This is a genomic window from Moorena sp. SIO4A1 (genome assembly GCF_010672065.1).
Taxonomy (GTDB): Bacteria; Cyanobacteriota; Cyanobacteriia; order Cyanobacteriales; family Coleofasciculaceae; genus Moorena.
On sequence record NZ_JAAHHX010000056.1, the window covers coordinates 15,579 to 36,103 of the forward strand.

14 protein-coding genes are annotated in these 20,525 nt (G+C 44.0%); 2 read left to right on the forward strand and 12 right to left on the reverse strand.

What is annotated here, in order from left to right:
* Positions 1–462 precede the first annotated feature (462 nt).
* The 8 genes from F6K53_RS27280 to F6K53_RS27315 all read right to left on the reverse strand — a co-directional run bounded on the left by F6K53_RS27280 (position 463) and on the right by F6K53_RS27315 (position 13,882).
* Positions 463–987: a chemotaxis protein CheW gene (locus F6K53_RS27280; protein WP_293026312.1), complete on the reverse strand. Its 525-nt coding sequence runs from the start codon at positions 985–987 to the stop codon at positions 463–465.
* Positions 988–1,290: 303 nt separating this feature from the next.
* Entirely contained in the window at positions 1,291–5,082 is a 3,792-nt protein-coding gene (locus tag F6K53_RS27285) for a response regulator (protein WP_293070639.1), read from the reverse strand.
* An 88-nt stretch (positions 5,083–5,170) separates the two neighbouring features.
* A complete protein-coding gene (locus F6K53_RS27290) occupies positions 5,171–8,212 on the reverse strand; it encodes a methyl-accepting chemotaxis protein (RefSeq protein ID WP_293070637.1) in 3,042 nt (1,013 codons plus the stop codon).
* A gap of 233 nt (positions 8,213–8,445) precedes the next feature.
* Entirely contained in the window at positions 8,446–11,217 is a 2,772-nt protein-coding gene (locus tag F6K53_RS27295; RefSeq protein WP_293070635.1) for a methyl-accepting chemotaxis protein, read from the reverse strand.
* An 8-nt stretch (positions 11,218–11,225) separates the two neighbouring features.
* A complete protein-coding gene (locus F6K53_RS27300; protein WP_293025326.1) occupies positions 11,226–11,501 on the reverse strand; it encodes a hypothetical protein in 276 nt (91 codons plus the stop codon).
* 133 nt (positions 11,502–11,634) lie between these two features.
* Complete coding sequence (locus tag F6K53_RS27305; RefSeq protein ID WP_293025328.1) at positions 11,635–12,180, reverse strand: chemotaxis protein CheW; 546 nt, start codon at positions 12,178–12,180, stop codon at positions 11,635–11,637.
* Positions 12,181–12,209: 29 nt separating this feature from the next.
* The gene (locus F6K53_RS27310; RefSeq protein ID WP_293025330.1) at positions 12,210–12,575 is read right to left on the reverse strand and encodes a response regulator; all 366 of its coding nucleotides are present in this window, start codon (positions 12,573–12,575) and stop codon (positions 12,210–12,212) included.
* Between the two features lie 98 nt (positions 12,576–12,673).
* The gene (locus F6K53_RS27315) at positions 12,674–13,882 is read right to left on the reverse strand and encodes a response regulator (protein WP_293025331.1); all 1,209 of its coding nucleotides are present in this window, start codon (positions 13,880–13,882) and stop codon (positions 12,674–12,676) included.
* Here F6K53_RS27315 and F6K53_RS27320 point away from each other — a divergent pair.
* Both F6K53_RS27320 and F6K53_RS27325 read left to right on the forward strand, forming a co-directional pair.
* On the forward strand, positions 13,882–14,049 hold the full coding sequence (locus tag F6K53_RS27320; RefSeq protein ID WP_293025332.1) for a hypothetical protein: 168 nt from the start codon (positions 13,882–13,884) through the stop codon (positions 14,047–14,049). The genes F6K53_RS27315 and F6K53_RS27320 overlap by 1 nt on opposite strands.
* A 504-nt stretch (positions 14,050–14,553) precedes the next feature.
* Positions 14,554–15,807 (forward strand): FtsX-like permease family protein, encoded by a 1,254-nt coding sequence (locus tag F6K53_RS27325; protein ID WP_293025333.1) that lies wholly within the window; start codon positions 14,554–14,556, stop codon positions 15,805–15,807.
* A 225-nt stretch (positions 15,808–16,032) separates the two neighbouring features.
* Here F6K53_RS27325 and F6K53_RS27330 read toward each other — a convergent pair whose 3' ends face one another.
* The 4 genes from F6K53_RS27330 to ftsZ all read right to left on the reverse strand — a co-directional run bounded on the left by F6K53_RS27330 (position 16,033) and on the right by ftsZ (position 20,519).
* Complete coding sequence (locus F6K53_RS27330; protein ID WP_293025334.1) at positions 16,033–17,382, reverse strand: NB-ARC domain-containing protein; 1,350 nt, start codon at positions 17,380–17,382, stop codon at positions 16,033–16,035.
* A gap of 949 nt (positions 17,383–18,331) precedes the next feature.
* Positions 18,332–18,910 (reverse strand): hypothetical protein, encoded by a 579-nt coding sequence (locus tag F6K53_RS27335; RefSeq protein WP_293082810.1) that lies wholly within the window; start codon positions 18,908–18,910, stop codon positions 18,332–18,334.
* Between the two features lie 19 nt (positions 18,911–18,929).
* Positions 18,930–19,064 (reverse strand): hypothetical protein, encoded by a 135-nt coding sequence (locus tag F6K53_RS27340; protein WP_293082813.1) that lies wholly within the window; start codon positions 19,062–19,064, stop codon positions 18,930–18,932.
* A gap of 183 nt (positions 19,065–19,247) precedes the next feature.
* Positions 19,248–20,519, reverse strand: coding sequence for a cell division protein FtsZ (ftsZ, locus tag F6K53_RS27345; RefSeq protein WP_075900138.1), 1,272 nt, complete (start codon positions 20,517–20,519; stop codon positions 19,248–19,250).
* Positions 20,520–20,525 lie beyond the last annotated feature (6 nt).

Below are 20,525 nucleotides of genomic sequence, written 5' to 3' on the forward strand. Positions count from 1 at the left end.
CCCTTATAGTGCTAAGGATCGTAGATAAAAGCGTAGGTGGAAGCTACACCTGTGAACTACAATAGCCTGAGCTTACGCTACAGCAATGGATTCGGACTTCACAAGGAATTGCCTAAATTTAGTTCCCCAAACCCAGGTCTTATATTCCTGCCCTCACCAGCAGTCCTAATTTCTAAGACCGATGATTCTGCTTGGTTGGTTTTTTGGCAACAAGGTTTTTTAACTTGGTTATCGTCAAAGCGCGTTTTTGATGCTAGCAACTTTTTGGCACAATTCCCAGAAAAAGGCTCTCCCATACGACGCTCATCAAGCACGGATAGAGCGCGGGACTTCTCCCCTAACCTTTAATTCTGGCAGATAGCTATTTTATAATCTAAAGTATAACATAAATCTCATCCACTGGGACTATCCCCATCCCATCAAGCTAGGGGCAAAGATAGCTGATTGCTGATTGCTCAATGCTTAACCCCTTTTCGCACTTTGAGAAACCCAAGGCAGCAATTGATTAACATCTAGCAAAAAGACTGTCAAAGATGTATTTTCTTGGGGAATCACCGCAACATGACTAGCAATTCCTAGGGTATCAGCTTGACGAAAAGACTCTGGTAGGGTACGAATATCACTCACGGAAACCTCTATCAAATTCGGTGTTTTGAGTACAGGGATACCAAATCGTTCACCCATTGTATTTTGAGCAATCAGCAGGAAGCGTCCTGGGTTAGAAGTGCTGATTTTGCTAGATTTAAATAACCGGCGATGCAAGTCGATAATAGGAATTTCCTGATCATCGATATGGGCAATGCCAATATCATTGAGTCCACTGCTATAAACAGTTGTATAATTAATTACTTTTTTTACACACTCAATCGGAAATGCGAAATTGATGCTGTCTATTCTAAAGACCACTAATTTTAAGAATGATGTAGTATTCTGATTTTGCAATCGATTACTATCACTCAGCTGGGAGTCAATTAAGTTATTTTTCATAATATCGAATTCATCTTCATCTTGTTCAAATAAGTATGAATGATTAAAAATTACAATTATTATAATCAGGATTTGTAAGCAATGGTAATTAAATAGATTAACTCACCAGACTAAGTTGGTAAAGTTAGGATTAAAAGTATAATGATGCACTATAATTCAAGGCTATGGGTGCAAGTAAATGATTAGTAGTGGAGACCCCTCAAGAAGCTAATTGCTTATTGCTTTGAGCTAAACGCTGATTAGGAATGGCTGATAGCACATCAAGTAGCACCATCTGTAGCGCATTAGCTGATCAATTAATACTTAAACTTCAGATTTACTTTGTTCAATAATGTTTTTTATTTTTCCAATAAAATCTTGTTCAATATAAGGTTTAGTAAAGTAAGCGTTAGCCCCCAAATGCATTGCTAAACGCTGATGTTTTTCACTGCTACGAGAGGTAAGCATTGCTATAGTAATTTTTGATAACTGAGGGTCTTGGCGACGTTGACCAAGAAACTCAAAACCGTTCATATTCGGCATTTCAATATCACAAATTATCATCTGCACTTTCGAACTTTGCCGCAATTGTTCCAAGGCTTCGTGTCCATCCCGAGCCTGTAAAACTCGGTAACCCGCTTTTTGCAAGCTCATAGCCAAGGTTCGTCGTAAACCTGTCGAATCATCCACAATTAAAATTGTGGGAAGTGGAGCAGTTTTAGCAGGAGTTTGAGTCCGGTTAACCGATGACTTTTTCTTAGTGGTAGCTTCGAGTATATGAGACAAGCTTCTCGGTTTAGTCTCTTCTTGGCTTTGAGCTAAAAATTGCTCTAGCAGGGCGTTACCATCCATCACCGGAATTAAACTACCATCCCCCAAGATGGTACAACCATAGGTATAACTGGGAGCCGCAAGCACTTTGCCAAAGGGTTTAATCACTAGCTCTTGCTCTGTGATCACGCGATCGATTTCTAACCCAAAAGCCTGCTGCTCTCGACGCATTACTACCAGAGGTAATGCCCAATCTTCAGGAGTGGGGACATAGACTAAAGCTTTGCTAGGAGTAGTTTCCCTGACTGGACAGTTATATTCCAAAAGATCAGACATGGTATAAGTGGGAACCATTTGTCCGCGCCATAGCAAAAACCGTTTTGTCCCAGATTTTTGCATCTGATCCCCCTTGGGAACTACAATTTCCTCAATACTGTCTGATGGTAAAGCGATAACAATTGGACCGACTGTAGCAATTAGTAATTTAGCAATGGTGAGAGTTAACGGCAGGCGTAGGGTAAAGGTTGTACCCTTACCTGGAGATGAGGTGACAGATATTTTCCCTTTGAGAGCTCGAATTTGAGAGCGTACTACATCTAAACCTACTCCCCTACCAGACAGTTCACTGACTTTAGCTGCGGTGGAAAATCCTGGCTCAAAAATCATCTTTAACAGTCGGGATGGGGGAGCTTTAGCAATTTGTTTGGCTGACAACAATCCCTTGGCCAATACTTTTTTACGAATGCGTTCAATATTAAGACCTTCACCGTCATCCTTAACTTGAATAATGGTTTGATTGCCTTTATGGTAAGCCCGAATTTCAATTTGTCCTTCCTCTGATTTACCTCGTTTGCGCCGAATTTGAGGGGATTCAATGCCATGATCAAAAGCATTCCGGAGTAAATGTAGTAAGGGGTCATAAAGTTTTTCCAGCACTGCTCTATCTACCAAAACCCCTGTACCACTAAGCTTGAGTTTTGCTGGCTTGTGGTGTTGGGTAGAAAGATCCCGTAAAGCCCGGGGAAAGCGGTTGAGTACTTGACCCAGAGGCAACATCCGCGCCCACATCAGCTCGTCTCGTAGCTGAGAAAGCATTTGCCGCTGTTGTTCCAAGGTCTGATCAGACTGCTGAGCAAATAGGGTTATATCCCCCACGGCTTCTTTAAGCAGCATCATTTCTTCCTGTAGTCCTTGGATCAAAGCATGGACGTTGCTATAGCTATCCATTTCCAAAGAATCAAACAGGGGTTTGTTAAATGGGTCTGACTCACTCTCTAGGCTCTTTTGGCCTGACCACGTTACCGATTGCTGGGGTGAGTTTCTCTCACCGACAGAATTCGTCCCTTGCTGGTTCAACTCATTCTGACTAAGGGAGGCAAAGCTAGGATTTGACACCATTGATCCAGCACTTGAGGCACTCGCTAGACTCTGATCAGATAACTCTTGTATTTGACTAACAATGGTTTGACAAAGTTCAAATCTTTGGGTTAGTTCCCGCACTGCTGCTTGTAATTGTTCATTTTGCAGGCCAATACTATTGCGGTTGATCACCAGTTCCCCTACCAGATTGTTCATCCGTTCTAGTCGCTTTAAGTTAACCCGGACTGAACTCTCGGGGGAGATAGAGGTTGGACTTTGGCTGGGATGCTGTGACGGCTTAGGAGTAGATTGATTAGATCGAGTAGGTTGATGCTGCTGGGATTTCGCCGATTGAGTGGGTGGGTTGATAGCTAATTCATTGGCTAAGAATGCCGCTGCTGGTAGGGTTGGTGGTGATGGAACATCTGAAGCAGGCATATCCTGGAGCGGTGGCAGGCTTTCAAAGATTTGTTCAATCTTTTCTACTGCAGCTTCCAGGGTTTTTGGTACCTCTAGGGATGAGTTCTTGAGGGGAGCAGAAGCAGTGCTTGATGGATTGGGCGAGTTCGCTACTGGTTTAGATCCTGGGCTAGGGTCAGCCTTAGCTTTACTCAGGTCTTGCTGGTCTTGCTCCGAGTGTGGAACAGTTTCTGCTGTCGGGGAAATGGTTTCCTCTGGGAAAGATGCTTCTGCCTCTTGGACTGGGTTAACTTGATCCTCTGAAGGGGTAGATTGATCAGATGGTATGTCTTGACTGACTTGCCCCAAGTCACTAGTTCTGAGATCAGCAACAATCGGTGGGCTCAGAGGAACTTCCTGAGCTGGCAGGTTCACTTGGGGTTGCTGGGCAGTAGTTTCAGTTTCCTGGGCTAGAGCAATGTCTTCAAAGAGTAAGGTCTGTTGATCTTGGTTAAAGTTGTTAAAAATATCAGTAACATCAACTGAGTCGGTAACCTTCCAAGATGGTGGCTCAACAGTTGCTTGATCTAGGTCAGTTTCCTGATGGGCAACAGTGGGTGAGGTCTCGAAAGTCTCTTCGACTAGTGGATTCAGTTGGGATGGTTGGGTAGCGGTTTGCTCGGATAAGGTAAAGTCTTCAAAGGCATTGGTTGCTTCGCCTAGGTTAAAGTCACTAAAGATATCTTCAAATTCAGAGGTGGTATTTAGACTATTTGTGATGTCATTAGCCGGAGGAGCAGGGGCTTCTGTTAAAGCAACTAGAGCAGTCGAGGGATTTCCCCCTTGAGTGCGATCGCCTGCTAGTACAGCAGCTCGTCCTGTTGTAAAATCAGCTAGGGCCAGTTCAATAATTTTCAAGACTTGGTGGGGATTTTGCTCTACTGCCGCTACAGCCGTTTGGGCAATCGCTCCAAATCCGGACAAGTTCAGTAACTCAGCAAAGCCAGCAAATACGTCTGCTTGTGCCTTTAATTCCCCCACCACCTCATAATTTTGGGGATTGGCTAGGACAGAAGCAAGACGTTCTAGTCCCTGAGCCACATCAACCTCAAAAATAGAGGATACAATATCAATACCTAAGTCACCGGAACTAGGAATGTAGTTATCAACCTGTGTTAGGGCATCACCGAGTCGTTCTTCAATCTGGGCATAAGTGGATTGAGCCCTGGCTAGGGCTTGCTCTGGGTCAAAATAGCCTTGCTCAATTTGCTGGATGAGGGGGTTCCGGAGGCAGTCATAAGCTTTGAGCAGCAAGCTTTCTAGCTCAGTATCAAGTTGTACCTCGTCGCTGTAGAAAGCCTTGAAGATATCTTCGAGACGATGAGCCAAGGTTTTAATTGCCTCTAGCCCAACACTGGCAGCACCTCCCTTGATGGAGTGAGCGGCTCGCATTAAATCGTGGATCTTAGCCGTGGTTCGTTCTTGCTGGAGATTCAGTAAGCCTGTCTCGATCAGTTGCAACAGCTCTGGTGCCTCTTCGATAAAAAACTGATAGGCTTGGTCTTGGATCTCAGAGTGAGTTGCCATGGTTCTTCATTGGTCATTGGTCAAGAGAAAATTGGAAATTGGTCATTGGTCATTGGTCATTAACAAAATACTAATAACTACAATGACACTAACTCACCTTGAACTTGCCCACACTATCTTGCAGTTGCTCAGCCACTGTTAGCAGTTCTTTGAACGAGTTAGATACTTGGCTGACTTCTGTGGAGGTTCTATTCGCGATCGCTGCTACGTCAGCCATAGTGTCAGTCACTGATTCGCTGGCTTGGGTTTGCTCAACAGCTGTGATGGCAATTGCTTTGACCAACTCATTTATCTTGACCGTTACGGCAGTAATTTGATTCAAACTCTGCCTGGTATCATCCACCAGTTTAGTCCCAACTACCACTTGCTCAGTTCCCTCTTCCATAGCGGTTGCCACCTCATTGGTTTCCGCCTGAATGTCTGCTACCAGCTTTTCAATTTCCGCCGTTGCCTCCGCCGATTGATGGGCCAAGGCTCGTACTTCATCAGCAACTACCGCAAAGCCTCGACCGGCTTCCCCAGCACGAGCCGCCTCAATAGCGGCATTGAGGGCTAACATATTAGTTTGCTCAGCAAAGCCACTAATCAGGTTGACTACCTTAGAAATCTTTTGGGACGATTCCCCAAGGCGTTTGACCTTCTTAGCCGTACTACCTACAGTTTCCCGAATCGCCATAAAACCTTCTACAGTGCGGTTCATAGCAGCATCTCCGGCTTCCACCGTTTGAGCTGCTTGTTTAACTGCAGCTTCGGCTTCAGAGGCACTGGCAGCCACAGAGCGAGTTGAGACTGTCATGTCATGAATTTTTTGTAAAGCATTAGCAATTTCCTCCGCCTGTCGTAAAGCTTCTGTGGATAGCTCTCGGATCGCTGCTTCATCTTGAGTAGTGGTGGTGGTGACTTGCTTAGTTGCCTGTTGCACTTGCACCACAAGTTTCCGCAAGCTTTCGATTGTAGCATTGTAGGAATCGGCAATAGTTCCCAATTCATCGGCAGTCACTTGGGCTCGAATAGTGAGGTCTCCTTTACTAACTGGCTCTACTTCCATCAACAGTTCTAGAGCACGCTTTTGCAGCTCCTCTTTGAGCTGGCGCTGTTCCTGAGCAAGATTTTCGGCTTCTTGGCGGGCTGCTTCCATTTGTTCTAAGGATGTGGCTCGCTGCATAACATTGCCCAGCTGAACAGATAACTGCGTCAGGAAAATGATTTCAGACTCTTGCCACTGGTGTGGGGCCCTACAATGATGAGCAATAAGTAAACCGTAGAGTGTTTCTGCGTGGACAATTGGTGTCACTAAATTTGCTTTGATTTGCAATCGTTCCATCAACTTCTCGTGGTCACGATGGAAACCTGCTTCAAATACATTATTGGTGGCAATGACACGCCCATGTTTGTAGGCATCAAGCAGTTGCTGTGGAATACAAGCATCTTCAATTTTCTTCTCAATCCTATCCTCAACCATATTTTCAACTGCTTTCGGCCAACCCGGTTGAATTGCCTCGAATTCAATGTAGCCACTACCATCCGGATTCAGGCGGTAGATAACTACCCGGTCAGCATTCAATTGATTGAGGGCTTTTTCCACCGCTTCTTGGAAGAGAGCTTTGAGGTCGAGAGATTTGTCGATGGGGGTAGCAGCAAGGTTAATAATGACCTGTGTCCGATTTGCTTCTCGACGTACCACGTTTTCCTGACTGGTAACACTCTCAGCCATTTCATTAAAGGTCCTAGCTAGCTTACCGATCTCATCGTTAGTGATCAGATTGCTTCGGACTTGGCGTGACCCTTGAGCAAATTGCTCGGCTAAGTTTTGTAGCTGCTGGATAGGTTTAGCAATGGCTCGTCCTAGCAGAATAGCTAGTAATATATCAGCAGTCACAGCCAAGATCACTACTACCAACTGTAGGAGTAGCTTGTTGCTGAGGAGGAAGTTGAGTTGAGCTTCTGAGGTTCCCCTTACCAAAAGGGCAACTGGCTTACCACTAAAATTATTTAGCGTCCTGGCAGCGATTGTATAGGTTTCCCTCCCTATCTTGATGCGTTTGGTAATCGGATTACCCTGAGCTGTTACCGCTTGATTCAGGAAAGGGGTATCGGGCAAGAAGACTTTCGGTTGAGCTTCTGCTAAATTGGTACTTTTACCCTGGTCTAAGGCAGTTGCCAAGACAAATTGACCATCCGGTTGACGTAGATATACCGCACTATAACCTCCCCCAAAAGACTTTAGGGTATCCTCGACGATAGGCAGCTTGCCATTGACAATATCCCCAGAAACCAGTACTCCCAAAACTGCCCCTGTGTCGGTGGCTCTAACCGGTGTGACGGTGTAGCGAATCAACAGATTGTTTTGCTGGACAATCCCAGCAGGTAGGAAGGGAGACTCTTGAGCAACTTCAGACCAGCTGACCAGTTCACTGGTTTTAATTTGCTGAGGATTTTCCAGAACCTGACTGACTAAGTCATTGGGATCGAAAAACTCCGCAGTTCGATCAGCATTAGCATTGACAAGAATTCGCCGATCCTTTCCCACCAACGTGGCATATTCAATCCGACGAGTCTGGATTTCTTGCTGAAGAATATCTTTCACTTGTTTAAGCAACCCGGGGGTTAAGGGTTTACCTTGAGCATAGGTTTGAACCGCTTGAATAATTGCGCTATTGTCAGATTGTCCCCGAAAACCAAACCCCATCTGATTAATTTTGATATTATAGATAATATCCATAACCGCCAATTCTGATTTGGCTTGGTTGATTAATTGAGCACGACCTCCTGTAACAATCAAAAAAGCCCCCACACCTGCTAAGCCAACTACGGAGATCACTTCTGATGTGAACAGGGCTAAGAGCTGTTTACCTTGTATAGGAAGGTTATAAAACCATTTCAAAAATAAAGATGGAAGTCTTTGGGGTGGTGCAAGCTTTGACTGGATTAACTTAGGTAGTGGTAGCAGTGATTTCCCCAGTTTAGTTTTCAGGGTAGATTTTGACAGATCCAAAGCTTGGTAGCTGCCATTATGACCATTTTCTGATAATTTATAAGCTAAATTATCAGAAAATTTAAGATCATAATTATCAATCTTGTGACCATTGTTATCCTTAAGGGAGTTATTCTGAGGAGGAATTTGAGTCATGGAATACGCCCAATTAATTAAAAATAGGTAGTTTCTCGTTGTGAAGACACCCAGGGTTTGGACATCGCTGCCACCATTGCCTAACTCGGGGTGACTGAAAAACTTCAGAAGTTACAGCCATAGAATTCCCAGTCAATCTTGTTGAGATCACAGTTGCTTTGAAAATGGCAATTAAGAATTAAGAATTAAGAATTAAGAATTAAGAATTAAAAATTAACAATTGACTAAGAACACTAACTCACCTTGAACTTGCCTACACTATCTTGCAGTTGCTCAGCAACTGTAAGCAGTTGTTTAAACGAGTGGGATACCTGCAACGCTTCTATGGAGGTATGATTAGCGATCGCTGCCACATTAGTCATAGTCTGAGTCACTGAAACGCTTGTTTGAGTTTGCTCAACAGTTACGGTAGCGATCGCTTCGACCAACTCATTAATCTTGACCATTACTGCAGTGATTTGATTCAAACTCTGCCTGGTGTCATCCACCAGTTTCGTTCCTCCTACCACTTGTTCAGTACCAGCTTCCATGGCAGCTACCACCTCATTGATTTCCATCTGGATTTGTGCCACAATTTTTTCGATTTCTGCCGTTGCTTCTGCTGATTGATGGGCTAAGGCTCGCACTTCATCCGCAACCACCGCAAAGCCTCGACCTTCTTCCCCAGCACGAGCTGCCTCAATAGAAGCATTTAACGCTAGCAAGTTGGTTTGAGCGGCAAAATTACTAATCAGGTTAACTACTTTAGAAATCTTTTGGGACGATTCCCCAAGGCGTTTGACCTTCTTGGCAGTGCTGCCTACAGTTTCCCGAATCGCCATAAAGCCTTCCACAGTGCGGTTCATAGCAGTATCCCCAGCTTCGACTGTCTGAGCCGCTTGTTTGACTGCAGCTTCAGCTTCAGAGGCTCTAGCAGCCACAGCTTGAGTTGAAGTCGTCATGTCTTGAATTCGTTGTAAAGCTGCCGTAATTTCCTCCGACTGTCGCAAGGCTTCTGTGGATAATTCTCGAATCGCTGCTTCATCTTGAGTAGTGGTGCTGGTAACTTGCTTCGTTGCCTGTTGCACTTGCACCACAAGTTTCCGCAAGCTTTCAATCGTAGCGTTGTAGGAATCAGCAACAGTTCCCAATTCATCGGCGGTCACACGGGCACGGATCGAGAGGTCTCCTTTACTAACTGGGTCTACTTCCATCAGCAATTCCAGTGCGCGTTTTTGAAGCTGCTCTTTAGCCGTCCGTTGCTCGGTTTCAGCAATTCTTTGCCGTTCCAAGAGGTTGATCCGGTCAAGAGTTAGTCCCACTTGGTTAGCTACTTGGGTTAAGAAATCGATTTCCGAAGCTTGCCAGGCTCGAGGTTCACTGCATTGGTGAGCAATTAATAAGCCCAAAAGTTCCCCTTCAACCAGAATTGGGGTAACTAAATTGGCTTTGACCGCAAAGGGTTCTAACTGCTTCAGGTAACACGGGGTCAGACCAGCTTCATAAATATTCGGTGTTGCCTTAACTCGACCTTGGATGTACTTATAGACGTAATCCTTTGCAAAGCAAGGGTCAGCAATTTCCGCACCGAGAGCCTGGGGCCAACCTGCAGCCACGGATTCAGCAATGACAGTACCTTTCCAATTGGGGTCAAAGCGATAGACAACCACTCGATCCGCATCCAGCCCTTGTCGGCTCCCTCGCACTACCATATCCAGGATATCTTGCAGGTCAAGGGCTTGAGTTAGCTGAATCGTAATGTCTTTCAGTTGCTTAGCACGCTTAGCGTCAAGGCTTTGGTCTTGTACCAGAACTTTAATCCGGGCGACTAGGTTATTAAAGGTGTGAGCTAGGGTTTGGGTTTCTGCGGTACCACTTGGTTGAGCAATCGCATCTAAATTACCTGCAGTCACCTCCTTGGCTGTATCAGACAATTGACTTAGAGGAGCAGATAGGCGGCGGGATAAAAGCAGAACAACTACCAAAGTTACTGCTCCCAAGGCTAGGGCTATTAAGATAAACGCTACAATTAACTCATTACCAGCGCTTTGCTGTTCTGATTTGTCCACAGAAGCAACGGATACCCAATCTGTGTGTGGGTTAGTCACAATGGTATAGAACTTATCTTTATAGAGGAAGTCAACAATTTTTACCTGCTTTCCCGTTTTCTTCTTATAGGTCGAAAGTCTTTCTTCCTTTAGTGAATACTTAGCTTTGAAACGATTGAAGTCTTGCTTAGTATTAATAGTTAGCTGGGTCGGTGCCTGGACTAAAAACTTAGCAATTTCCCAAACTGCTTCACCCCCAATGATATCTTCCTCATCCAGACTACCTTCAGGGGTGAGGGTACTAATTACCATGCCTTGGCTAGTGTCTATCAGCTGCACTTGTTGGGAACCCATCAATCCGATATGTTCTAGATAAGGGAACAGTTGCTCTAATTGATTCATGGGTAGCACAGCTTTAATCACCCCAAGAAATTCTCCTGATTGAGGATCCTTGATTGCCTGAGCTAGATCAAAACCAAAGACATTAGCTGAATCATCAAAGTCCAGTTCACTGACCCAACGCCCTTGACGCTTTGCTTGTTGCCACCAGTCTTCATCCCTTTGCACAAAGTCAGAGGTGGGATTACTATAAGCAATGTTGTACCCATAGCGGTCAGTGACAAATAATTCCCCTAGACCTACATCCTTAACGATTCTCTTTAAGTAACGATTGAGTTGTGGATTGGGTTGGAGGAGCTTTGTGTTTTGAAAACGTAATTCAATCTCGTGAATAGCCAGTTTCTGAAGTTGTTGCTGTTGTGCGGTTTTGCTACTAGCATGAGCTGCATTGATGACTAAAGGATTACTCCCTAATAAGGTTGGTACAGTAAAGGTATCCTTAATCAGTTGGCTAGCTGCTTCACCAGCAATTAGAGCTTGCTCCTGCTGCTGTAATTTATTTCGCTCTTTGTCATGGTCGTGAACAATTCTGTAACTTACTAGGCTAGCCAGAGTCAGAGGAATCAATACCGTTGGCATAATCGTTGTCAACAACTGGCGGCTGAGAGTATTTTTATTCCTCTGATTTTTTTTTTTTCAGTTTTGACCAGTTCCAGGAGCTGATCTTCTGCGTTGATATCTTGGTCTGGCAAATGGTTTACCTTGGTCTCAGGTTCTTTTAACTCTTGAACAACCCGCAATTTAACGTTAGGAATAGTTGACTCAGGTAAGAGTGTCTTCACCAGCGCCTTTTTTGATTTAGCTATCTCACTATTATTGGTAGTGTTGCCATTGACATTAAAATTATTCGTTGCTTTTTTCATGATTAAATACTTAATAAAATTATTTTTTAAACCGTATTTTTTTTATAAATTTAAGCTTTAAAACTTAAAATAAATAATTATTAGTTATAATAATGAAATAATACGTTCAAGTTACATTCGATGAATAGTATAATTAAAACTTGGTATTAAAAATTAGTTTTCCATCAAAAACTACTAGCATTTCACCACCATGTTTCAGCCAATATCCCTGTAAAAACTTTGCCAATTCAGGATTCATGCTTGATGACGGCAGAGGTTGAATCAAATCGGGATTGCACCATTCAATGTCCTCTACCCGGTTGACGACCAACCCTAGCATTTGGTTGTATTTAACGCACTTAGGATCATGAGACTGGATATGCAACACTAAGGAGGTGTAGTGTGATGTGTTTACCGGTTGCTGATGCCAAGGAGTTAGTCCCACAATGTGTCCGAGATCGACCATCCAAAGAACTTCACCCCGCCAGTTGTAAACACCCATCACCCAAGGTTGCATATGGGCAATTGGAATAATTTGACCAACAGCAATAGTCAGCACTTCAGTCAGCTGATTAATTGGCATTAAAGCAGTAGTATCAGGTACTAGATGAAACCGCAGAAACTGCTGTCTAATTTCATTGGCAGCAGTTTCTGTCGCTGATGATGGGGAAGCTGAAGCTGGGATAAACTTGGATACCATGATGATCTCTGTTTTTTTATAGCTCAGATTTAGCCCTTGACCAGTTGGTTAATGATTTTTAGGAGTTCTGCGTTATCAACAGGCTTATACAGGTAAGCATCTGCTCCCTGCTTCAACGCCCAAAATTTATCCATTTCAGTATCTTTGGTGGAGCAGATTATCACAGGTATTTGGCTTGTATTAGCTTCATTTTTAAGGGTTCGACAAATTTCAAAACCACTGCGATCCGGAAGGACAACATCAAGGACAATCAAATCCAGCTGATTACTGCTAATTTTTTCTAGGGCTTCTGAGCCATTATTGGCAGTTAATACATTAAACCCATTTTCCTTGAGATAACCTCTGAAAATTTCTAGATCAGTTAATGAATCTTCAACAATTAATGCGGTAACCATTTTTATCCGATTTAAATAACTCTAAAATTATAATCAGGTAAGCAAGTGTTTCAACGGTTTTTTTTGTAAACACTTAAATTTCGGCTATCTAGTCAATTCTAATTAACTTGTTTAAGATGTTTAATGATAACTCTCAATACCTCTTCAGGATTGATGGGTTTACTCAGAAAATCTGAGGAGCCAACCATCTTAGCTCTCACACGGTCGATGATGCCGTCGTTACCGGTCAAAATCACGATCGGAGTATTGCGGAAAAAGGAGAGCCTACGCAATTGACCGCAAATTTCATAGCCATTAGCATTTGGCATGACCAGATCTAAAAATATCAACTCTGGCTTACTAGCTAACAAAGTAGCGATCGCCCTAAGTGCATCATTAATAGCCACAAAGCGATAGCCTTCTGAGGTAAGAATTTTTTCCATGCTTTGGCAGATCAGGGGACTATCATCCACGCAGGCAATCAAAGGTTTCTGCTCAGGAACAGTTTTTACCGATGTTTCGTTCGGAGGTAGTGAAACTGGAGCAGGTAAATCCGGAATCTCTATCAGTTCCACTAATCCTGATTGCAGGTGAGGTAGAATCGAGAGGGTAACTGCCCTAGTATCCCGTTTCATTAGTATGGCCAAGTCTCGTAGGGTATATTGTCCATTCAACAGCTTGGTCATAGTTTGGTAAGCCTGAGGGGATGTTTTAATTCTCAGTTGCTTGGGCTGCCTGATCATTGGTGCCCGATTAGGGCAGCGGTCTGCTACACGAGCACTTTGCCAAGCTTCCCAAAGTTGATCAGCTTCATGGATGACTTGCTCTGCGTCAATCAAGACCAGTGGTTTAAACAATGATGATAATGATGATGAGGAATCTGGTTTGATTTTATAGGTGATCTGCATGCCTTGGGTAACATCAAAAAGTATTTCTACCATGACAGACTGAATCATTTTGACGGCTTGATCACGGGTAACTTTATGCAGACCTACCCATAGGCATAGCAAATGATAGTCCCAACAGACATTGACATCTTCCCAATTGGTATTAGCTAGATCGTCTTGCAGTGATGAAAGCTGAGCAGATGTCTGAGGACAGTGAATGAGTAGGTTTCTACGCCACCGTCTCACTGGATGAGTCCCTCCGGTAGCATACATGAGGCGACCCATATAAATGTGAAATATCCATTCTTGTTTATTTGGATCACTTAGAATGAGTTGACCGCTAAACCGAGGCTGCTTCAAAATTTCAAACAACCCAGCTTGTTTGACGGAAGTAAACTCTTTGATTGGAATTAGAGGATAATTTTGTTTTATCGCCATCATTGCCTTTGGTTTACCTGATTGCCGTTGTCAGCAAAACTGATTGTCCTAGTGCTGCCATTACCGGAATAATTTGCCGATTGGGAAGAGGCTTTCTTAACCATAGGCAAGAAAAAACACCGGGAACAGTTAAAGACTTTCACCGAGATGCACAAGTAAAATATGATTGATCAGGTAACTGCTAGCTCAATGCTACAGAATTTTATGAGGTTGATGTATCCGTGAGTTTACACAAATTACAAGAGAGACACTATGGGGTATTTACGCATTGACGGAAGTTTTTGATTATTTATGACCTTCTATGCCAGAAAACTACTGAAATGTATCAATCTTGCCACTGAGCCGTGTTGCCATCTTGGCAGGGATTTACAAAAATTTACTGGTTAGTTAATGTTAGTTAATTAAAAGTCTATGAGTTACACTGGCTTTATGACTTTGACTGTAAGTATTCAGAAGAACGCGCTACACCCATGAAACCCTTGCCCTATTAAGTTCTGGAAGCTTTTTAAATCAAGAGAGTAAGCCCATGGACTAGTTTTCGTGACTGGCGCTTGGGATCAGGTCTTCTTCGAAGGCAAGGTTGGGAGAAATAACAATTACCAAAAACCCACACCTTACAATTTATAAGCTCTCGGACGTGATATTACTTAAAAGTTATCTCGGCATAATCTCCTATGGTCTCTATTGCTCGCAAAAACCTCTGGGCAGACATTCCTCGCTTTCTGGTCGCTCAAGCAGGAATTATGTTTGCCGTTAGCCTAGTCACAATCCAAACTGGTCTGCTCAACGGGTTCACTCGCTCTACAGTTCTTCTGATTGAGGGATCCGAGGCCGATATATGGGTAAGTTCTGACCGAATGGTTCAGTTTGAGCTAACCGAGCCACTTTTAAAGAATCAGCTGGATCAAGCTCAAGGAGTCAAAGGTGTGGAGCGAGCAGAAGCACTACTGATGGGGTCAGGTCGATGGCGTCCTCTTAAGGGAGATACCAGTCCTGTTACGTTGATTGGATTTGACCTAGGGGGAAAACTGTTCCAACCCGGAACAATCACTCGGGGTAGACTGAAAGCCCTTAAGGAGCCTTACACGGTTATGGTGGATCAAAGCAGATTACCGACGCTCAATCTCAGAGATATCGGTGATACCGCTACGGTTAACTTCTTGCCTGCTCGATTGGTCGGCTTAACCACGGAGAGTCAATCCCTTGTAGCTAGCCCATTCTTATTTGCTTCCTTAGAAAATGCCAATACCTATATCAACACAAGCTATACCTCTAAGCTTAACTGCACTGTAGAATCTTCAGATAATTTGCAGTGTACTACTATTTACGAAAAGTCAAAGTCTTTGAATAAGTCTGATGAGTCGGAGATTCCTGAACCTACACCTTTGAGCCTAACAGACCCCATTACCTATATCATGGTAAAGGCTAAACTAGGGCAGGATCTTGAGCAACTCAAGCAGAATTTAGAAGCTGCTTTACCCGGGACTCGTGCTTATACGAAGCTTGAGATGGCACGCAAGACCCGAAATTACTGGCAGGTGCGAACAGGTCTTGGTTTTGTATTGGGTCTAGGTGCTGCTGTGGGAGTGATTGTTGGCATGGTAGTTGTCACTCAGATTCTCTACGCCTCAGTTTCTGACCATATCAAAGAGTTTGGTACCCTAAAAGCAATGGGCGCACCGGATCGGTTTATTTATAGTGTTATAGTCGAACAAGCATTGTGGATGGCTGTTCTTGGTTATGTGCCTGGTATGCTCCTTTGCTGGGGGTTGAGTGTGTGGGTTAAATCAAAAGGAATTATCCTTTTGATCACACCAGTGTCTGCCACAGGTGTTTTTGGCATAACTGTGGTAATGTGTGTCACTTCCGGTTTGTTCGCTATCCAAAAGGTGACTCGTATTGATCCAGCTATTGTATTTAAAGCCTAGAAACCCTGTTGAGTCATATCATATCCAATTTAATACTTATCATTCTTGGTTGTTGGTAACTTGTTAATTTTTTTTTATTTTAAAGTGTTAATTGACCGTTGACCATCAACACTTTAAAATTAACGACTTACCTGAATAGGAATTGATTAACTGGAATCGATATCACCCAATTATAAAATTGAACTTTTAATAGTTTCAAAAAATTAGTCAACTGGGATATTATGACTATTCTCGCTCAGCAATTAATTGGTTAGTCACTTCCATGACTGCAGGAGGCAAGGTGAACCCGCCTTGAGATTTTTCCACTAGAGATCGCTGTCTCAGGGAGGCTAGAGCCCTGAGTAATTCCTGAGGCGATATCTCCAGTAATTCATCCTGTAATTGAGTTAGAATTACAGGTTCTTTGTGACTAGCCATTGTATATATAATTTTATGTTCCAAATCTGATAACCGATCTAAGATTTCTTCGATAAAGTCACTAACGTCATGGGTAAATAGGGTAGTTGCCAAAAAATCGGTCACACTGCCATCAAAAACTTCTTTGATGGTTATGGCAACAAGTTTTAACATCAAGGGATTCCCACGATACGCCTTAATTAAATAGTCCCAGTTTTTCTGCCCAGACAATCCTTTTTCCTGCAAAATATACTGAGCGGCTTCCCCTAAACCTTCAAGTTTTAAGGAACGCACAGGTGAAGTCTCTCCTTCTTGTAACGAAATTTCGCTGAGTTTCTCCTGAGTGGTAATCAACAAACAGCTTTGATGGGGTTCTTCTCCCCAGCGTCTGATGAATTCACCATAGCCTTCATAGCCTTCTCGGTAGATGCCCGCAAGTGTACCAATCTGTAGAATAGATTCGGCACCGTTGAGGACTATCAAACAGCGGTGTTGGCGGCAGTACTCAATTAGTTGGGAGATACGCTCCTTGGCAGTTTGACAACTAGGGAGTGGGTTTGACCCCTCGGCGGTTTCATATCCTACAGTTTCTAGGGGCCCAGATAAAGATTGGAGCAGTGCTGCTAGGATATCCTCTAACCGGGGTGCCTGACTTAAGGAACGCCATACCACATACTTGAACTGATCCTGAATTTGTTTAGCCAGCTTCACTGACAAGGTGGTTTTACCAATCCCTGCCATACCCTGTAGTGCCACCAATCGGCAACGATCCTTAACAATCCATGTTTCTAACTGGCGTAGTTCTTCAGTGCGACCATAGAAAACAGAAACATCTGGTGCCTCACCCCAATCCATGTGCTTGGGGTTTGAGGATTGGACAGTAGAGATAGGGGTATAGCTTCTGCAGTTAGAGGAGATATCCTGGGTTTCTATATGAGTCTGATAGCGATTGACCAGCAGCTGTTGCAGTTTGGTTAGCTTTACAGGCCCTGTCCCTGATATAGGAAACTTTTTGTAGACCTCGCTGAGTCTTTTGCGCACTGCATGTTCACTAATGTCGAGGGTTTTTGCGATCGCGTTTGTCGATTGACCCTCCATCGCCAAAGCCACAACCTCCAGCTCGGCTTTAGATACACCGTGTTCATTTGCGATCGCTTTTAGAAAGTCATAGGGAATCACAATTGCACGCTCATACTCATAGAAACCTGATAGTTCATTGTAAATCCTCTTTCTGAGAACTGCTTGCCATTTTGGTCATTAATATGAGTTTTACCTGCCAGTTGTGTCCCGATCAATTCAAACCCATCTCTGGCTGAAAGACTTTGTCAAACCCCTATGGTTGAGGCATTTGCTGCCGGTTTGTGTTTCTTAAATCCATCACAGATGTAAGTCTGTTGGTCAGACGCTCCTCAAAAACTATGGCTAGGGATATCAACGAGGAGGGGTAACTTCAGTCATCATAGGAAGAACCTGAGTTCGACCTAACGCTGAAAGCCTTAATCTATCCTAGTCTCTGAAAGCCTGTATCCCTGCGGTGCGACCCTAGGGCGCGAGCAATCCCTCGCGCCCTAGGAGGCGCGCACCGTGATTGTTTCGTGGAGTGTACCCTGATCTCGAACTCACGTGAAGAGGGGACTCACAACCGACCTAGAATGGCTTGCTGTGTACTACCAGTTCTACTTCCCGTTAAATACTCACTCTGCTAAAATTCATTGTTATGAATTTTAACCTGAGTTCAACGTAACGCTGAAAGCCTTAATATACCCTAGTTGCCCAAATCTTCTATCCCTTACTCGTTCGTGGAGCGATCGCTTATATAGAACTCAGGTTGAGCAGGTTTGTTGTTGCCCTTCACCACTGACTAATGACTGTGAATTTGATCTAAGTAAACAGACCTGTGAGCAGCCAATGTTCTGGGCACAATTGATTCTGGCAAACCTTATAGACCTGGCCATTAACTGCTAAAAACCGATTTCCCTTGGTAGTAATTATGGTAATTTTATAGTTAATGGTGCAATGCGGAAGCGAAAATAGCGGTAAATACAGCCGAGGTTTAGTAAAAGCTTAGATTAGGCGGATGAATCTCGAAGAACCCGCCATTAATCGATTAATCAAGCAGCACAATGGTTCAACGATTACTATCTAGTATCGGTTTCACCACTAAAAAGCCAGCACCAAATGCGCTCAAGACAATTCCCAAGATGGCTATAACCAACACCCAGCCATTGACATATGACACTCCCTCTGGTTGGGAACTTCGCAGGGATCGATTGTCTTGTTGTTCAATCACTAAAGTTTCTCGATAGGAAGAGGGAGGGGTTTGAGGTTTCCTCTGAGGTGGGGAAAATTCACCCCCTGGGATAGTTGTAGCGGTGCGCTGGGATGGAATTGGTGGAGCTTGACGGGGTTCCGGTGGCTTTACTGCCTGAGGTCGATTGACTTCAGCTGGACTCACTGGTTCTAAGGAATTGATCACCTGCTGTAGATGCAGAGCTGAATTAATAACTTTTTTAACTTCCTGTCGCAACTGCTGGTGTTGTTTAACTAAATGCTGGTTTTGAGAATGGAGAGAGTCCAACATCGCCTGTGTTGCTTGCAACTCAGCTGCTAGTTCCCGGTATACAGAAATTGGTACTGACGGACAGTATGTATTCGATTTGTTTGCCGATGTTGAACTAGGGTAACGATCGCTACTGGATTTGGGCATAGGGGGGTTGGTTCGGTGATTAGAAGTCATAAGTATAGCTAAACTTCATCCAAGGCAAGAATAGTTGAAATTTTAATCGGTGGGCAGCCCTTGTTGGCTCAAAGCTAGGGAGATAGTCAACAAAAACTCCCGCTGCATAGTCTGGTTGATTCACCCTATTGATAGTGATAACCGAAAAAAGTTTCCCATGGGTTCAGACAATGGAGCAATGTCTAGGAAATTTTTCACGCCTAGTAGTAAAACCAGCAATTACCAAGGGTACCGACAACAGTCTTGCCTTGGCTATAGGTTGCGAAAGCTTTACTTCCATGCCATCTGGATTAGTGCCAGTTTTTTTCTACTCCTTTGGTCCTCTGGGAAAACGACGCCGTTGCAGGAATTCTGGAATATCTAATCCTGGTCTACTCTTAGGCTCAACCTTGGGAGTAGGGGGCATCGGTGTAGGAGCAATCGGTCGCCGATTCAAGGGAGTTTCCACGGATTTAGGTGCAGACTGGGCTTCTCCGGTAAATCCCGTAGCAATCACAGTAATTCTAATTTCACCCTGGAGCTTATCATCAATTACTGCTCCAAAGATGATATTGGCATTGGGGTCAACCACTTCATAAACAGTTTCTGCTGCTGAATTCACTTCATGGAGGGTCAGATCACTGCCACCAGTAATATTTAAAACTACCCCTCTAGCCCCTTCAATAGAAGACTCCAGCAGAGGAGAAGAAATGGCGGCTACTGCTGCCTCTCTAGCTCGGGATTTTCCAGAACCCATCCCGATGCCCATCAGAGCCGAACCAGCATCTGCCATCACCGCTCGCACATCGGCAAAATCCACATTCACCAAGCCAGGAATAGTAATAATATCAGAGATCCCTTGCACCCCCTGACGCAGGATATCATCAGCTACTTTAAATGCTTCTTGAACAGGAGTCTGTTCTGAAATCACTGACAAAAGTTTATTATTGGGAATAACAATTAGGGTATCGACTCGACTCCCCAGAGCGGCAATTCCTTCCTCGGCTTGGGAAGTACGACGGCGTCCTTCAAAGGTAAATGGACGAGTGACCACTCCCACGGTTAAAGCACCCATCTCTTTAGCAACTTCTGCTACAATCGGGGCAGCTCCTGTGCCAGTGCCACCCCCCATCCCAGCAGTAATGAAAACTAGGTCAGTGTCTTCTAGAGCCTGGGCAATTTCCTCCCGGGATTCTTCAGCGGCTTTTTGACCAATGGCTGGGTTCCCTCCTGCTCCCAAGCCTCGAGTCAACTTCTGCCCCATTTGTAAGCGCTGGGGTGCTGCTGATTGGGCTAGTGCTTGAGCATCTGTGTTAATTGACCAGAACTCTACTCCACTGACATCACTGGCAATCATGCGGTTAACTGCGTTACCACCACCCCCGCCAACACCAATGACCTTGATTTTTGCAACGCTACCTGGCACGATATTGTCACTCCTAGTTTCTTCCCTGGGTATGCGATTAGAATCATAAGTTTGACCGAATTGTAATACAGAGTTACTAAAAGGATGTGTATTGTCGGATCCTAATGAAAGATCTGCTTCTGCGATGATTTTAGAACTTTGAGCAGCAAGCCCTAGTTGACTATTAAGCGTCATTGCAAG

What these genes read in the sequence shown, in the direction of transcription:
- F6K53_RS27280 (WP_293026312.1), bottom strand. Translation starts at nt 987, where the DNA reads ATGAAAAATAACTTAATTGACTCCCAGCTGAGTGATAGTAATCGATTG.
- F6K53_RS27285 (WP_293070639.1), bottom strand. Translation starts at nt 5,082, where the DNA reads ATGGCAACTCACTCTGAGATCCAAGACCAAGCCTATCAGTTTTTTATC.
- F6K53_RS27290 (WP_293070637.1), bottom strand. Translation starts at nt 8,212, where the DNA reads ATGACTCAAATTCCTCCTCAGAATAACTCCCTTAAGGATAACAATGGT.
- F6K53_RS27295 (WP_293070635.1), bottom strand. Translation starts at nt 11,217, where the DNA reads ATGCCAACGGTATTGATTCCTCTGACTCTGGCTAGCCTAGTAAGTTAC.
- F6K53_RS27300 (WP_293025326.1), bottom strand. Translation starts at nt 11,501, where the DNA reads ATGAAAAAAGCAACGAATAATTTTAATGTCAATGGCAACACTACCAAT.
- F6K53_RS27305 (WP_293025328.1), bottom strand. Translation starts at nt 12,180, where the DNA reads ATGGTATCCAAGTTTATCCCAGCTTCAGCTTCCCCATCATCAGCGACA.
- F6K53_RS27310 (WP_293025330.1), bottom strand. Translation starts at nt 12,575, where the DNA reads ATGGTTACCGCATTAATTGTTGAAGATTCATTAACTGATCTAGAAATT.
- F6K53_RS27315 (WP_293025331.1), bottom strand. Translation starts at nt 13,882, where the DNA reads ATGATGGCGATAAAACAAAATTATCCTCTAATTCCAATCAAAGAGTTT.
- F6K53_RS27325 (WP_293025333.1), top strand. Translation starts at nt 14,554, where the DNA reads ATGGTCTCTATTGCTCGCAAAAACCTCTGGGCAGACATTCCTCGCTTT.
- F6K53_RS27335 (WP_293082810.1), bottom strand. Translation starts at nt 18,910, where the DNA reads ATGCCCAAATCCAGTAGCGATCGTTACCCTAGTTCAACATCGGCAAAC.
- ftsZ (WP_075900138.1), bottom strand. Translation starts at nt 20,519, where the DNA reads ATGACGCTTAATAGTCAACTAGGGCTTGCTGCTCAAAGTTCTAAAATC.